This is a genomic window from Thalassovita aquimarina (assembly GCF_018219815.1).
GTDB lineage: Bacteria > Pseudomonadota > Alphaproteobacteria > Rhodobacterales > Rhodobacteraceae > Thalassobius > Thalassobius aquimarinus.
Genome location: NZ_JADMKU010000001.1, coordinates 125381 through 140622 on the forward strand (window position 1 = coordinate 125381; position 15242 = coordinate 140622).

General features: G+C 62.4%; 12 protein-coding genes. 8 read left to right on the plus strand and 4 right to left on the minus strand.

From position 1 onward, the window contains the following. Window positions 1–7 precede the first annotated feature (7 nt). The 4 genes from fliG to IT775_RS00645 are packed head-to-tail and all read right to left on the minus strand — an operon-like array spanning window position 8 to window position 4315. Window positions 8–1024: a flagellar motor switch protein FliG gene (gene fliG / locus IT775_RS00630; RefSeq protein WP_212699135.1), complete on the minus strand. Its 1017-nt coding sequence runs from the start codon at window positions 1022–1024 to the stop codon at window positions 8–10. 3 nt (window positions 1025–1027) lie between these two features. After that, window positions 1028–2761 (minus strand): flagellar basal-body MS-ring/collar protein FliF, encoded by a 1734-nt coding sequence (gene fliF, locus IT775_RS00635; protein WP_212699136.1) that lies wholly within the window; start codon window positions 2759–2761, stop codon window positions 1028–1030. Window positions 2762–2800: 39 nt separating this feature from the next. Continuing rightward, the gene (fliE, locus tag IT775_RS00640) at window positions 2801–3124 is read right to left on the minus strand and encodes a flagellar hook-basal body complex protein FliE (protein WP_212699137.1); all 324 of its coding nucleotides are present in this window, start codon (window positions 3122–3124) and stop codon (window positions 2801–2803) included. Window positions 3125–3139: 15 nt separating this feature from the next. After that, window positions 3140–4315, minus strand: coding sequence for a sigma 54-interacting transcriptional regulator (locus IT775_RS00645; RefSeq protein ID WP_212699138.1), 1176 nt, complete (start codon window positions 4313–4315; stop codon window positions 3140–3142). 326 nt (window positions 4316–4641) lie between these two features. Here IT775_RS00645 and IT775_RS00650 point away from each other — a divergent pair, with 326 nt between their 5' ends. From IT775_RS00650 to IT775_RS00685, 8 genes are all read left to right on the plus strand, one after another. After that, window positions 4642–4947 (plus strand): hypothetical protein, encoded by a 306-nt coding sequence (locus IT775_RS00650; protein ID WP_160971421.1) that lies wholly within the window; start codon window positions 4642–4644, stop codon window positions 4945–4947. Between the two features lie 67 nt (window positions 4948–5014). Then, on the plus strand, window positions 5015–6229 hold the full coding sequence (locus IT775_RS00655; protein ID WP_212699139.1) for a chemotaxis protein CheA: 1215 nt from the start codon (window positions 5015–5017) through the stop codon (window positions 6227–6229). Beyond that, window positions 6229–7053, plus strand: a complete 825-nt coding sequence (locus IT775_RS00660; protein ID WP_246525188.1) for a CheR family methyltransferase — start codon at window positions 6229–6231, stop codon at window positions 7051–7053. The genes IT775_RS00655 and IT775_RS00660 overlap by 1 nt, the downstream gene beginning before the upstream one ends. Beyond that, window positions 7053–8156 (plus strand): protein-glutamate methylesterase/protein-glutamine glutaminase, encoded by a 1104-nt coding sequence (locus tag IT775_RS00665; RefSeq protein WP_212699140.1) that lies wholly within the window; start codon window positions 7053–7055, stop codon window positions 8154–8156. The genes IT775_RS00660 and IT775_RS00665 overlap by 1 nt, the downstream gene beginning before the upstream one ends. A gap of 13 nt (window positions 8157–8169) precedes the next feature. Then, on the plus strand, window positions 8170–8691 hold the full coding sequence (locus IT775_RS00670; RefSeq protein ID WP_246525190.1) for a chemotaxis protein CheW: 522 nt from the start codon (window positions 8170–8172) through the stop codon (window positions 8689–8691). Window positions 8692–9032: 341 nt separating this feature from the next. Continuing rightward, window positions 9033–10460, plus strand: a complete 1428-nt coding sequence (locus tag IT775_RS00675; RefSeq protein WP_212699141.1) for a methyl-accepting chemotaxis protein — start codon at window positions 9033–9035, stop codon at window positions 10458–10460. 57 nt (window positions 10461–10517) lie between these two features. Continuing rightward, window positions 10518–10922 carry a response regulator gene (locus IT775_RS00680; RefSeq protein ID WP_160971425.1) on the plus strand — a complete coding sequence of 135 codons (405 nt, stop codon included), beginning with the start codon at window positions 10518–10520 and terminating at the stop codon, window positions 10920–10922. Between the two features lie 48 nt (window positions 10923–10970). Further along, the gene (locus IT775_RS00685; protein ID WP_212699142.1) at window positions 10971–15173 is read left to right on the plus strand and encodes an Hpt domain-containing protein; all 4203 of its coding nucleotides are present in this window, start codon (window positions 10971–10973) and stop codon (window positions 15171–15173) included. The last annotated feature ends 69 nt before the right edge of the window (window positions 15174–15242 follow it).

Below are 15242 nucleotides of genomic sequence, written 5' to 3' on the forward strand. Positions count from 1 at the left end.
CCTTTCGTCAGACCATGATCTCGCCGCCGCGGCCGGCCAGCATGATGGTGCCTTCGTCCGACATCCGCCGCGCCACCGCGATGACTTCCTTCTGGGCCGCCTGAACCTCGGTCAGGCGCACCGGGCCAAGCGCCTCCATCTCGTCGACGATATTGGCCGCGGCGCGGTTCGACATGCAGCTGAGCAGTTTTTCCTGCAGCGCTTCGTCGGCGCCGCGCAGGGCGACGACAAGGGTGCGGTTGTCGACTTCGCGCAGCAGGGTCTGCAGCGCGCGGTCACTCGACTTGATCAGGTTGTCGAACACGAACATGTTGTCCTGCAGCGCCACCGCCAGGTCCTTGTTGTCCTTGTTGATGATCTTGAGGATGCGCTGTTCCATGTCCTGCTTGGTGAAGTTCATGATCCGCGCGGCTGCCTTCACCCCGCCCATCTGCGATGCGCGCAGGCTGGCGTTGGTCTGGAACTTGCGCTGGATCACATCTTCGAGATTGCGCAGCGCGTCGGGCTGCACGGTGTTGAGTTCGGAAATCCGGTTGATGATGTCGGGCTGTTGTTCCTCGGGCAGCAGCTTCAGAACGTCGGCCGCCACCGCGTGGTCCAGCGACGCCACGATCAGCGCGATGATCTGCGGATGTTCGTCGACGATCAGTTCGGCAACCGCCGGGGCATCCATCCATTCCAGGATCTGGATCGGGTGGTCGTTGTTGTTGGAGGGAATGCGCCCCAGCACCGATTGCGCCTTGTCCTGGCCAAGCGCCTGGGTCAGCACTTCCTTGATGTATTCATTCGCCCCGACGCCAAGCCCGGTATGTTCCCGCAATTCATGCAGGAATTCGTTCAGGACCTCGTTGACGGTCGAATGATCCACGTTGCGCACGCCATACATCGCGGTGCCAAGTTGCTGCACCTCCTGCGGGCTCAGCAATTTTAGGATGTTGGCGGCGGCTTCTTCGCCGAACAGCATCATCAGCACGGCGGCTTTCTGGGTGCCGCCGAAATCGGCAATGGAGGGGGCTTGGGCCATGGATCACATCAACTCGTTATTGTCTTCTTCGATCATCGCCTTGAACGCGGTGGCGATGCGGTCACTGTCGGTGCGGGTCAGTTCGCGGATGAGCGTCAGTTTCTCGTCATAGGAAACATGCGCCCAGGGGTTGCCGACCGGTTCATACCCGTCGAGCCGCGCCCGAACCTCGGCCAGGGTTTCGCCCGGGCCCACTTCGATCGCGTCGCCCGAGATGCCGCTGGCGCTTTGCGCCGCGATCGGCGCGCCCAGCACCTTGGAGCTTCCGGCCGCCGCGGTGGGCGAGAACAGCAGCTTGTCGATGATCGGGCGCACCAGTCCCAGCACGATGATCGCGAGCACCAAGATCTGGGCCAGGTAACGGCCTGCGGTGCCGACCCAGGCTTCCTTGTACCAAGGTGTCGAAACCTCTTCGAACGGGTTGACGAAGGGTTGCGAGGACAACGTCACGCTGTCGCCGCGTTCTTCCTGGAAGCCAATGGCGCTGCGCACCAGGGCGTTGGCATCCTGCAGGACCGAGGCGGGCAGTTCGCCGGGCACCAGCGATCCGTCCTCGCCCATCTTGCCGGCAGGGCTGCGCAGCACGACGGCGGCATGGATGCGGGTGATCTGAGCCATCGCGGGGGTCGTGGTTTCGACGCGGCGGCTGACTTCGTAATTGCGGGTCGAATTGCTTGTCGTGTTCTGTTCGGTGCCCTGCTTTTCGACCGCCGAGGCGGGGCCGTCGGCATTCAGCTGGGCTTCCTGCGGCGGCGTGTTGGACACCGCGCCGGGGATGCCCTTGGCCATCATCCCGGTGGACGACTGCACCATGCTTTGTTCCGAACGGATCACCGACGCGTTGGGCATGTATTGTTCGTTGGTGATTTCCGAGCGGGTGAAATCCATGTCCACGGTCACCTCGGCGGCGACGTTGCCGGGGCCGACGATCGGGCTCAGCAGGGTTTCGATCCGCTTGCGGTAATGGTCTTCCATGCGCTTGCGATGGGCCAGTTGCTGATCGGTCAGTTCGCTCAGCGGATCGTTGCTTTCATGCGACAACAGGCGGCCGTTCTGATCGACCACCGAGACGTTGGAGCGCGCCATGCCCGGAACCGAGGTCGACACGAGGCTGACGATCGCGGACACCTGACCTTCGTCCATCGCGCGGCCCGGCACGACCTGAACGAAGACTGAAGCGCGCGGCGGCTTGGTGTCGCGGATGAAGGCGGTCTGTTCGGGTAGCGCCAGATGCACGCGCGCGTTGGTCACGTTCTGGAATTCGGTGATCGAGCGGGCCAGGTCCAGTTCCTGCATCCGGCGCAGGCGGGCGGCTTCGACCGACCGGCTGGCGCCCATCGGCATGTCGCTCAGGGTGGTCATGCCGTCGGGGGTGCCCGCCGGGAGGCCTTCGGTGGCCAGAACCATGCGGGCGCGGTGGTAATCGGCCTCGGTCACGCTGAGCGCGCCGGAGGCCCGATCGAGCTTGGCGTCGATGCCGTTGGAGCCGAGCACTTCGACCGCGCGCGCCTTGTCGGCCTCGGGCAGGTCGGAATAGAGCGTCAGCCGCTTGGGCTGGCTCAGCAGCGCGTAGGCCGCCAGAGCGAGAACCGCCGCGGTCACCAGGATGATCGCGGGCAGGGCACGGCGTACCGCCGGTTGACGGGTGAGCGTCTGAAATTGCGCCAGATAGGCCTTGCCACGGATGGCGAGGGGATTGCCTCCGGTCGTGGCGATGGGGTTGGTCGAGCTATCCATGCAAACTCTCTATTTTCGCGCCTGAGGGTCGACGCAGGGTCAAACCGGCATATTCATGATGTCGCGATAGGCGGACAGCGCCTTGTTGCGGACGTTCAGGGTCATCTGGAACCCGAGCGAGGCAACCTGCTGTTCGACCATGACGCCGGCGAGGTTGTCGGTTTGGCCGGTTTCATAGGCCTTGGCCGCTTCGGCCGCCTTGTTCTGCGACTGTGCAACCTGTTCCAGCGCGCCGCCCAGGCGCTCGGAAAACGACGTCGACTGCTTGGCGGCGTTGGCGGAATTGCTTTCTTGAACCGGCGTCGTCCCGCGCGAGGTCAGCGCGGCGAGCGTGGATTGTCCTGAAAGGCCGTTAATCGACATGGTTCAGCTCTCCGATCAGGCCGCCCGGGCCGCCATGGCGGCCGGGTCGATCATCCCCGGGATCATCGCGGCGTGGGTGGTCAGCATGATGTCGTTTGCGCAGACCTTGTTGCCGCAGCGCAGCACCAGCGCGCGCTGCACCACGTTTTCCAGTTCGCGCACGTTGCCCGGCCAGTTGTAGTCGCGCAGCACCGTCATCGCTTCGTCGGTCAGGAGCGGCAGCGGCGCGGTTTCGCCGACATGGCGGCGGATCATCGCGACGGCCAGCGCCGGCACGTCATCGGGGCGGGTGGCCAGCGACTGGGTCGCCAGCGGGAACACGTTCAGGCGGTAATACAGGTCTTCGCGGAAATTGCCGGCCTGCACCTCGCCCAGCATGTCGCGGTTCGAGGTCGCGATGACGCGGATATCGACGCTTTCCTCTTTCTGCGATCCCAGCGGGGTGACTTTCTTTTCCTGCAGCACGCGCAGCAGCTTGGCCTGCAGGCTCAGCGGCATTTCCGAGATCTCATCGAGCAGCAGGGTGCCGCCGTCGGCGGCGCGGAAGATGCCGCGATTGGCGGTCGATGCGCCGGTGAAGGCGCCCTTTTCATGGCCGAACAGCATCGCTTCGAGCATGTTTTCCGGGATCGCGGCGCAGTTGACGGCGATGAACGGCTTGCCGGCGCGGGGCGAGCGGTCGTGGATCAGGCGCGACAGCACTTCCTTGCCGCTGCCGGTGGGGCCGTTGATGAAGACGGTGACGTCGGTCTGGGCGACGCGGGAGGCAAGATCGATCAATGCGCTGGTGGTTTCGGCCGCGGCCACCATGCCGCCATGCGGGGTGGCGATCAGGTCGGCCAGGGCCAGCAGCGAAGGCGTGTAGAGCGGCGGGCGCGCTTCGCCGCGCAGGGGCAGGGTGACGCGCTGCATCCGACCGCCGAGTTCCGCCGCGGTGGCGAACTCTTCACCGGGTTGCACGATGATCAGCTGGCTGACGCCCAGCTGACGGGCACCGGCCACCAGGCCCGACTGACCGCCGGCGGCCTTTTCCGCGCCAGCGCTACAGACCAGCGTGTTGCCCTTGCCGGGATTGCTGTCCGATGCGCCAAGACCGTCGATCACCAGGCTGTCGATACGACGACGGGTCAGTAGATCGGCGAGGGCCGCCGCGTCGTCAAAATCTTGTCCGATGATAAAAACCTTGGCCATGATACGCTCCTACGAGTTGCTGTCGGATTTGAAGAAGCAGGGACCGTACCAAGTGGTAAATTATTTGCTGAAATGATTTTAAGTGTTTGAAAATAAATAAAAGAAAAAACTAAAATATCGAAAGTATATAGCCTTCAAACACCCTTTGGATATGTCGGTTTGGCGGCATTTTGCTGACCGTCGGAGATTTGACGATTTGCCGACATAGGCGAATTTGCGCCACCCCATACTTAGGGGTGTATTTTTTTCTAATGACAGGGGTCAACTTTTTTCGGGCGCGGACGTTTTCCAATGCAGACGTAAAACCAAACTGCAGGCCGTGTCTTATGTTGTCAAAAACGTACCATCTTAAATTTCCCAGCCTCGATGCAGCGCAAATCGCAGCACCGTTCGTCACCGAGACGCTCGGCAACGCGATCCCTGAATGTCGTCTGTCCGGGCTAACAGTGCTTATCAGTAAGGAAGGCGACATCTCGGTAAACCTCTTCTTTCCCACCGTGGCGGATCTCAAGAATTTTGAGAAGAAGCACGGCGGGTTCGTCGACATGATGAAGAAAACCTTCCTGTTCAAATCGACAGGGTTCGATGGAGTTTGCATCTTCAGCTTCGACGGAAACGAAAACGCGGCTTAGGCTCGCTCCTCCCTTTGGCAAGCTTTGAACAGTGAGAAGTTGAGTAACAGGAAGGATCGGGGTCAAAATGTCGGCTGAGGTAGAAACCGTTGCAGACAAGCAAGCCACTGCTGGCGCCCTTTTGCGGGTTTCGTCGCAAAAGATCAGCCGGTTGATGGATCTTGTTGGCGAACTGTCTCTGAGCGTGTCGGAGACCGTGAATTCCCCGGACCTGGATCATACCGGGGACCGTACCCAGTTCGAGGCGGCAGCGCACCGCCTGAACATGATCGTGCGCGAAGTTCAGGATGCCGCGACCGAGCTGCGGCTGGTGCCGGTGGACGAGGTGTTCAAGCGGCTGAAGCGGATGATCCGCGAAATGGAACGCCAGACTGGCAAGCGCATCACGCTGGAAGTCAACGGCGCCGACACCGCGATCGACAAAATGGTAGCGGACCGGCTTTACGACCCGCTTCTTCACGTTCTACGCAATTCGGCCGATCACGGGTTGGAACAGACCGAGGAACGGATTGCCGTCGGCAAACCCGAAAAGGGCGTGATCACCCTTTCGGCCGCGCAGGTCGGCAGCGAGGTTCAGATCGTCGTCGGCGATGACGGCCGCGGACTGAACCGCGAAAAGATCCTCGGCATCGCGCGCAAGCGCGGCCTTTATGGTCCCGATGAGGAGCCCACGAATTCAAAGCTTTGGAAGGTAATCTTCGAACCCGGCTTTTCGACTGCGGAGAAAGTTTCGAACCTGTCGGGGCGCGGTGTTGGCATGGATGTGCTGAACACCACCATGCGCGATCTGCGCGGCAGGATCGCGGTGGACAGCACCGAAGGCGTCGGCACCCAGGTGTCGCTGCATATCCCGGTGTCGCTGGCCTTCCTCGATTGCATCCTGTTGCGTCAGGGTACCCACCTGTTCGCGGTGCCGGTTGAAGATATCTTCGAAATCGTCAAGCCGGATGCTGAATCCTGCATGTCGATTTCCGCTGGCAGCCGGTCCGAAATGCTGCGCCTGCGCGAAAGCCACGTGCCGGTATGCCGGCTGGAGCATTTCTACGGCGATACCTTACCCGATCTCGCCCCGTTGTCCGATACCGTGGTGATCGTTCTGAAGGCGGGAAGCCGCCTGATCGCGGTGCCGGTGGACGAGGTGCTGGACCGTCAACAGGTGGTGATGAAGCCGCTTTCCGGTGTGTTGGCGCAGGTGCGCGCCAGCTGGGGTTGCGCGCTGCTGGGAACGGGTGAAGTGGCCTTGGTCCTTGATGCCGAGCGCTTGGCTGCGGGAGAACGCTGATGTCTTTGATGGATCATGGGGCCTATCAGGATCGCGCCGGGTATGAACGTATCCGGTCCTGGCTGGGCGAACGTTGCGGGATTTCCTATCCCGACCACAAGGCGGACCTGCTGCGCCAGCGGCTGGCGCGGGTCACCCGCAGCTTCAGCCTGTCCGATCTGGACGAGTTGGCGGGGACCATCACCAAGGGCGACCGCCACGATGTCGAACTGGCGGTGATGCATGCGGCTTCGACCAACCACACCTATTTCTTCCGCGAACCGGAAGTGCTGGATACGTTTGCCAAGAACATCCTGCCGAAGTTGAACCAGCGCGAACAGCTGCGGATCTGGTCCGCCGCCGCCTCGACCGGGGACGAAGCCTATACCATCGCGATGCTGGTGGCTGAACACCTGGGCCTGGCTGCCCTGGACAAGCTGATGATCCTGGGCACCGACATCAGTGCGCCGGTGCTGGAACGGGCCGAACTGGGGGTGTTTTCCAACCGCCAGATTGCCCAGATGGACCCGGCCATGCGGCAGAAATACATGACCCCCACGGGCATCGAACAATACCGCGTCAAGGAAGAACTGCGTAACACCTGCACCTTCCGCCGCCTGAACCTGAAGGCCACGCCCTATCCCTTTGCCAAGCAGTTCCAGGTCGTTTTCTGCCGCAACATCCTGTATTATTTCGAACCCGAGGATCAGGCCGCGACGCTGCGCGCGCTCTATGACGCCACCGAACCCGGTGGCTGGCTGATCACCAGCGTCACCGAGGCAGTGCGCGACCTCTGCCCGGGCTGGATCCCGGTCACCACCGGGATTTACCGGAGGGCGGGGTGATGCAGGAACGGCGAAAGATCCGCACCCTGATCGTCGACGATTCCGCCATGGTGCGCAAAATCCTGTCGATCGGCCTGGGCCAGGACCCCGAAATCGAAGTGATCGGCACCGCGGCAGATGCCAACATGGCGATGCAATACCTGGCGCGAAGCAAGCCGGACGTGATCACGCTGGACCTGGAAATGCCCAACATGGACGGGCTGACCTTCCTGCGCAGTTTCATGAAGGCCGATCCGATCCCCACGGTGGTGATTTCGTCGCAAACCCAACGCAGCGCGCAGGCGACGGTCGATGCGCTGGCCGCCGGCGCGGTCGATGTGATCGCCAAGCCGCGGATGGAGCTGGGCGGCGGGCTGAACGACATGATGGCCAGCATCGTCCAGCGGGTCAAAGTGGCCGCGGGCGCCCAGGTGCGCCGCACGGCCACGCCCGCGCGGCCGCCGGTCCGGCCGCAAACGCCGCGCCCGGCGGCAGGTTCGGCGCCGGCCCGGTTGCCCGATTGGATGATCGCGATCGGCGCCTCGACCGGCGGGGTGCAGGCCTTGACCGCGGTTCTGCAGTCGCTGCCCGCCGATTGCCCGCCGGTGGTGATCGTGCAGCACATGCCGGAAGGCTTCACCGCGTCTTTCGCCAAGCGCCTGAACCAGATGGGGCCGCTGCGGGTGAAGGAAGCCGAAGACGGCGACGTTTTGGAAAACGGTCTGGTGCTGCTGGCGCCGGGCGGTCCGAAGCACATGACCGTGGTCAAGAAGATGGGCCGTCACCAGGTGCGGCTGATCGACGGCCCCGAGGTCTGTTTCTCGCGCCCCTCGGTGGATGTCCTGTTCCATTCCGTTGCCCAGGTGGCTGAGGGCAGGGTGTCCTCGGCCATCCTGACCGGAATGGGCAAGGACGGCGCCGAAGGCCAGTTGGCCATTCGTAATTCCGGCGGCCGGACCGTCGCACAGGACGAGGCGAGCTGCGTCGTGTTCGGGATGCCGAGCGCTGCGTACCAGATCGGGGCGCCAGAGGCGCTGGTTCCCCTCGACGACGTGTCTTCGTGGTTGATGAATTCCTGTTCTCGCATCCCGGTGGGGGACAGGCTCGAAAGTTACAGAGTTTGAAAGGATCCTGAGGATGACGGATATGACCAAGGACCAAGCCATGCTGGCGGAAGCTGAAAACCTTCTGCATGACGATGACAACATCGACAACATGTACCTGACCTTCGCCATCGGCGATGAAACCTATGGGGTTCCGATCGCGGTGGTGACGGAAATCGTCGGTATGCAGCGGATCATGACCGTCCCGGACGTGCCGCGCTACATCAAGGGCGTGATCAACCTGCGTGGCAAGGTGATCCCGCTGATGGATGTGCGGCTGCGCTTCAAACTGGAAGAACGCGCCTACGACGACCGGACCGTGATCATCGTGCTGGAACTGAGCGGATCGCCGGTTGGCCTGATCGTGGATCGCGTCAGCGAGGTTCTGGAAATCGCCGATGACCACATCGACAGTGCCCGCGGCATGGGCGGCGGCGAAAGCCAGGGGCTGGTCCAAGGCCTGGGCCGCGTTGGTGAAAACGTCGCCATCATCCTGAACAGCGAAATGTTGGTGTCGGACGTCGAGCTGAGCATGCCCGAGGCGGTTTCCGCTTAACTTCACCGCCCGTCACGATGACGGTCCAGAAGGCCGGCCCCCGGCCTTTGGCGGGACTTTGCGCCCGGCCCACAAGGAATTCTGGTTCGCCGAAAGGGTGAGCTTCGATTGGTAACGATTTGAAATGTCGAGGTATGTCTATGACTGAGCGTAAGCCGCAAGCCAAGAGCCGGCATCGGGTTCAGCCAAAGCCGAAAGCGCCGGAAACGGATATCGAGCCGCCAGAGATTGTAACCGAAAAACCGACAGAAGCGCAGGCCTCAGACGCTAAAGAAAATCTGAAACCTGCCGCTATTAAAAGAAATAAGAGAACAGCCCGCCCCCAGGAAAGGACGACTCCGATGACCAATGCAAATGAAGAGGCCCAGAAGAAGCAGGAAAGCGAAGTGAAGACCCTGCTTGCCCGTATCAAGGCCATGAGCATCGCGCAGGAACAAGGCGATGTCGGCCACTTCATCGAGCATGACGATCTGACCTGTGAAGATGTGAAGGAAGCCGCCGAGGCCATCAATACAATGACGCGTGGCCATATCGGGCCGATCCTCGAGGGCATCAAAGTGTTCGAAAAGTTCAGCGAAGGCGACTTCTCTGCCGATATGTCGCGGCTGCCCGGCGACAAGGCGCTGCTGAACCGCACGATCGACAGAACGCGTGAACGGTTCACCGAGGTGACCAACGAAATCAAGCGTCTGTCCAACGCGATCATGGAAGGCAACCTGGAGGTCAAGGGCGACACCGAAAAGTTCAACGGTGCCTACCGCGAAGTCGTCGAATCCTTCGACGCCGCCTTCAACAGCCTGAACGGGTCGTTCCATGCGCTGAAATCGCAGGTCGAACAGGTCGCCCAGACCGTCGGCCAGATGTCCAGCGCCAGCCAGGAACTGGCGACCAACTCGCAGATCGCGTCGTCATCGGTGGATGAGGTTTCCGCCTCGACCGAGGAAACCGACGTGCAGGTCAAGGCCAATGCCGAAGCCGCCAAGAACGCCGCGCGCCTCGTCAACGTGAATGCCGAAGTGGCTTCGGAAGGTCAGAGCAAGATCAACGAAATGGTCGAAGCGATGGAAGGCATCGACGCCTCGTCGCAGGACATCGCCAAGATCATCAAGGTGATCGACGAGATCGCCTTCCAGACCAACCTGCTGGCGCTAAACGCCGCGGTGGAAGCAGCTCGCGCCGGTCAGCATGGCCGCGGCTTCGCGGTGGTGGCGCAGGAAGTGCGCAACCTGGCCGGTCGGTCGGCCAAGGCGGCGCGCGAAACCTCGGACCTGATCGAGGGCGCCAACAGCCGCGTCACCGCCGGTGTGCGGCTGGCCGCCGAAACCAGCGAGAGCTTCGAAAAGATCGCCGTCAACATCGCCGAGGTGAAGGACCTGGTCGAAACCATCAATCGCGCCTCGGAGGAACAGTCGCGCGGCGTGGCCCAGATCAACACCGCCATCGGCGAAGTCGCCCGCACCGCGCTGTCCACCAGCCAGCAGGCCGACGAACTGGCCGCGACCTCGGCCGAAATGACCGCCGCCACCGAACACATGGCCAAGGAAATCGGCCGCTTCCGGCTCAGCGAAACCGCCGTCAATGCCGGGCAGTGGGGAGCCATCGAAGGGCTGAATGACCTGCCGCCGGAAATGATGGCCAAGCTGCAGGAAATGATGGATGCGGGCCACACCGTTGCGCCGGCCGCCGCCGTGATGAACGGCAACGGTCGTGCGAATGGTCATGCAAACGGGCATGGCGATTACGACGAACGCGGGTTCAGCAACTTCTGACGCTTTATGCCGCCTGCCGAGGGGCAGGGGCAAACCTTTCCTCAAGGAGTGAACATAATGTCTTATAAAGTGATGATCGTGGATGATGCTGCGATGATGCGGCTTTATATTTCCAGCTTTCTGAATTCCCTGCCGGAATTCAAGATGGTGGCACAGGCTGCCAACGGCCAAGAAGCTTTGGACAAGCTGTCTGACCATCCCGATCTGGACCTGATCCTGCTGGATATCGAAATGCCGGTGATGGACGGGTTGGAATTCCTCCGTCATGCCAAGCTGAAGACGCGGGCCAAGATCTGCATGCTGTCTTCGGTCACCGTACAGGGGTCGCCGCACGCCGCCAAGGCCCGCGAACTGGGTGCTGACGGTGTCGTCGCGAAACCCTCGGGAACCGTGTCGCACGACCTCGAAGAAAAGACCGGCGACGAACTTCGCGACACCATGCGCAGGCTGGTTGCGGCCTGACAGGGGCCGGATCCGCAGCAAAAAGTATTCAGTAGGGACGGGTGAGCCATGTCGGAAATGGATGAAATCTGGGAACTCTTCGCCGATGACGGTGCGCAGTCTCTGGACGCGATGGAAGCCGCGCTGGACGCGTTGTCCGACGGCAGTACCGATGATCAGGTGCCACATATTTCCGCCCTGTTCCGCGCGGTTCACACGTTCAAGGGAAATTCCCGGGTTCTGGGCCTGTCCGTTGTCGAAAGCCGGGCTCACCTGGCCGAAGACCTTATCGGGCTGGTCCGCGATTCCGGTGTGCCTCTGACCGAGGAAATCCTCGACCTGATGTTCCTCACGGGCGATACGCTGCGCAATATGCTGGAACAGGTGGCCGCAACCCGTGCCGATGTTGATCCCGAACCGTCCGAAGACCTGCTGCGCCAACTCAAGGAAATGATCGCCAAGTGCGATCCCGACGCGGCGCCCGAGGACCCCGCCCCCGAAGCGGCTGCCCCGGCAGAAGAAACCGCAGAGGAACCTGCCGCCGCACCCGCAGCCGTGGGCGGCATGGACATGTCGGCGCTGTTCGACGAAATGTCCGACGGCGAGGAAAGCGGATCCTCGAACGACGACGATTTCTGGGAATTCGACGAAGATCTGGATCCCGACGCGCTGGCCGCCAAGAAGGCCGCAGCCGACGCCGACATGGAAGCGCACGAAGCCGAAGGCCCGGTGCGCAATGGCAGTGACGCGGCGGCGAAGCTCGCCGAACAGGAAGCGGCCTCGGCCGAACCCGCGGCGACACCCGCTGCACCGGTCGATTCCTCGGTCCCGGCCGAAGACGGTGTGCCGCTGAATTCGCTGGCCGACGACCCGACATACCGCAAGATCTACGAAGACATGACCGAGGAGATGATCGAGAAGATCGGCACGATCATCCGTTCGGACGACGAATTCGAAGAACGCCGCAAGGCGGCGGAACGCCAGGTCGACGGATTGCTGCACGCGGCGCAGCAGATGGAATACGGCAACTGGGTGTCGCTGCTGGAAGATTTCGCCTTCGATTGCCCGGCGCTCGAAACGGCCGATGCGCTGGTCGCCGGACTGCAGGAATTCCTCGTCAAGGTCGAGGCGCTGAGGAATGGCGGCGAGGCGGCGCCGGCCCTCGCTGCCGCGGCAGAACCCGCCCCGGCCCCAGAACCGGTGGCCGCCGAAGCCCCGGCCGAGGCCGAAGCGCCTGCCGCCGAGGAAGGCGCGGCGAAGCTGTCCGACGATCCGACCTATCGCAAGATCTACGCCGATATGACCGATGATCTGATCGAGCGGCTGAAAACCATCCGCGACTCCGACGACGATCTCGAAGAGAGACGGGACAATGTCGTCAAGCATGTCGGCGGGCTGTTGCACGCGGCGCGGCAGATGGAATTCGACAACTGGATTTCGGTGCTTGAAGGGTTCGAAGCGAACGCCGCCAACTTCGCGATGGACGCCGAGTTGAAGGGTGGTATCGACACGTTCCTGGGGCAGATCGAAACGCTGCAGAACGGCGGCAAAGTGGCAGCCGCGCCCGCGGAACCCGCACCAGAACCCGCACCGGAACCAGCCACCGTTGCCAAGGCCGAACCGGCCCCGGCGCCCGCAGCGGTGCAGGAAGAGGACCCTGCGCCGGCCCCGGTGGCCGATGCGCCCGCCGCCGAAGATGCCGCCGCCGCACCGGAAGCGTCCGGCGGACAGAAATCGCTGGCCGACGACCCCACTTATCGCGCCATTTATGCCGATATGACCGAGGATCTGGTCAAGAAGCTGAAAACCATCCGCAATTCGTCCGACAGCGTCGAGGACCGCCGGGCAGATGTCGCCAAACATGTCGCCAATCTGTTGCACGCGGCGCGGCAGATGGGATTCGACAACTGGATCGTGCTGCTGGAAGCTTTTGAAAACAATGCCGGAAAACTGGCGAGCGACGCCGCGATCAAGGAAGGCATCGACGGGTTCCTCGCCAATGCCGAAGCGCTGCAGAAGGGCGGGGCGATCGCTCAGCCCAAATCGGGCAGCGACGAGGCCGACGACCTGTTCCGCCAGTTGGAATCCTATTACAGCAAAATCGCCGAACAGGTGCTGGAACTGGAAAACGATGTCGCGGCTGCCCAGGGCAAGCTGAACGACCTGGCCGAGGAAGTGGTCACCAAGGTCGAACCTTTCGGTCTGGTCCGCGCCGAGGACGCGGTGCGCCGCATCGCCAAGGCCGAAACCGTCAAGGCGGCCCGGATCCAGCAACTGTCCTTCTACGAGGAACTGATCAGCTACGAATACGTGATGCCGATCGAAAGCAGCGTCTCGGGCGATATGATGGTGCGGCCGTCGCACCTGGTCCAGCTTTGGGCCACCGATCAGATCTTCGACACCCTGGGCGCGCTGCGCACGATGATGGAACGGGTATCGCTGGATGGCGAGGGCGACGATTGGTTCGCGTCCTTCAACCATCACATGCGTCTGGTGTACCATGCCTGCAGCCATTACCGGATGGATACTGCCGGTCAGCTGACCATGGCTCTGGTCGACCTGTTCGGCCGGGTGAACGATACCAATTCTGTCGCCGATGCGCTGATGCTGCACATGGCGCGCGGGTTCCTGGAAACCATCGAGCTGGTGTTCGACGCGCTGGATCAGGGCGACGACCCTGACCTGTCCAAGATCGACGACCTGTTCGAGGAAGCCACCAATATTTCCTTCCAGCAGGGCGGCGTCGTATCGGCCCGCACGATCGAACGGAAACTGGGCCTGCCGGAGGAATTCCACCGCGTTCTGTCGCCCGACAGCGTCAAGGCGGCGCATCAGGCGCTGCTGGACCGCAAGCATTTCTACGTGATCCGGGCGGACCTGAACGAAGACGAAACCCTGGCCGAGAAATATCTGGAATGGATCGGCGCCGGCAACGCCCAGATGATCACCAACGTGACGGTGTTCCGGGACGACATCACGCTGTTCGATTTCCTGCTTGCCTCGGACTTGGAACAGGATGCGATCGTCGGCGCGATGACAACGATGGACCCGTCCGCGACCAAGCTCTATGTCGAGCTGGTGCTGGCGCCTGATTACAGTTCGGGCGAAGACGAGGACGATCAGGACGACAGCGAACCGCTGCACGAGGGTGGCAATACCGGCCCGTCGATCAGCCTGCCGCTGATGGAAGCGATCGGCGAAATCTCCGCCGGTCAGGCGATGGTGCACCACATTCTGGACGATCTGTCCTCGACCGACCTGATGCAGGCCGTCGATCATGTCCTGCGCCGCCACGGTTCGGAGACCGGACCCGCGCTTAACGGGGACACCTACAACGCGCTGCGCGACATGATCGAAGCCTATACCCACAAGGTCGCGCGCGCCGCCGAGGCGGAAACCCAGCTGAACACCCAGATGGGCCGCCTGCAGGAAGAAACCGCCAAACTGCGGGAACGCCCCGCCGGCATCCTGCTGCGCACCCTGGCCGCCTTTGTCGAGGCCCGGTCGCGCCAGGAGGGCAAGGAAGCGCGGATGTCCTACAATGGCGAAGACGAGGTCATCGACCAGACCATGCTGGATTCGCTGGGCAAGCTGTTGAAGCAGCTGATCCGCAGCCGGCTGGGCGGCGAAAACGGCGCGGCGCAGTTCCACCTGTCGCTGTCGCGCAATGACAACCGGATTTCGATCCTGCTGGAAGATGACGGCACCATCGAACCCGATCAGGACGTGCTGCAGGGCCTGCATCAGGTCGCGGTGCGCGAAGGGGGAGAATTCCGCCCGGTGCAGATGCCTTCGGGCGGCATGCGGTTCCACCTGTCGCTGCCGGTGCACATGGCGCTGCTCGACGGCATGGTCGTGCGGGTCGGGGATGTCTGCTATGTCATGCCGGTCAATTCGATCGAGCGTATTCAGCTGGGCGCCGACGATGCGCTGCTGCCGATCGCGGCGTCGCAGAACAACGCGATGCTGCGCACCGATACCGGTGAACTGGCGCCGATCCGGCCGCTGACCCGAACCGGGCTTCAGGGCGGCGTGGTATCCAAGCTGGATGCGGCCAATGACGGCGGTGCTTCGAACCTCTACGTCGTGCTGCGAAGCGACGATAACCGTATCGCGGTGCCGGTTGACGAAATGCTGGGGCAGCAGCTGGTCTTGCTGCGCCCGCTGCAGGGGCCGTTGGTGGGAATTCGCAACATGATGGGGCTTGCGCTGCTGTCCGGTGGTGAAGTCGGCATGGTTGTTGCTGTAGATCGTCTGGCCGACGCGGCCTGAACGTATCACACAACGACGAGGCGATGACATTTCTACCACTGCTTTTTGCCGTCCTGACGGGGGGCGCCT

Bases quoted from the DNA above. Each gene is read 5' to 3' on its own strand.
- fliG (WP_212699135.1), bottom strand. From the start codon at position 1,024: ATGGCCCAAGCCCCCTCCATTGCCGATTTCGGCGGCACCCAGAAAGCC.
- fliF (WP_212699136.1), bottom strand. From the start codon at position 2,761: ATGGATAGCTCGACCAACCCCATCGCCACGACCGGAGGCAATCCCCTC.
- fliE (WP_212699137.1), bottom strand. From the start codon at position 3,124: ATGTCGATTAACGGCCTTTCAGGACAATCCACGCTCGCCGCGCTGACC.
- IT775_RS00645 (WP_212699138.1), bottom strand. From the start codon at position 4,315: ATGGCCAAGGTTTTTATCATCGGACAAGATTTTGACGACGCGGCGGCC.
- IT775_RS00650 (WP_160971421.1), top strand. From the start codon at position 4,642: ATGTTGTCAAAAACGTACCATCTTAAATTTCCCAGCCTCGATGCAGCG.
- IT775_RS00655 (WP_212699139.1), top strand. From the start codon at position 5,015: ATGTCGGCTGAGGTAGAAACCGTTGCAGACAAGCAAGCCACTGCTGGC.
- IT775_RS00660 (WP_246525188.1), top strand. From the start codon at position 6,229: ATGTCTTTGATGGATCATGGGGCCTATCAGGATCGCGCCGGGTATGAA.
- IT775_RS00665 (WP_212699140.1), top strand. From the start codon at position 7,053: ATGCAGGAACGGCGAAAGATCCGCACCCTGATCGTCGACGATTCCGCC.
- IT775_RS00670 (WP_246525190.1), top strand. From the start codon at position 8,170: ATGACGGATATGACCAAGGACCAAGCCATGCTGGCGGAAGCTGAAAAC.
- IT775_RS00675 (WP_212699141.1), top strand. From the start codon at position 9,033: ATGACCAATGCAAATGAAGAGGCCCAGAAGAAGCAGGAAAGCGAAGTG.
- IT775_RS00680 (WP_160971425.1), top strand. From the start codon at position 10,518: ATGTCTTATAAAGTGATGATCGTGGATGATGCTGCGATGATGCGGCTT.
- IT775_RS00685 (WP_212699142.1), top strand. From the start codon at position 10,971: ATGTCGGAAATGGATGAAATCTGGGAACTCTTCGCCGATGACGGTGCG.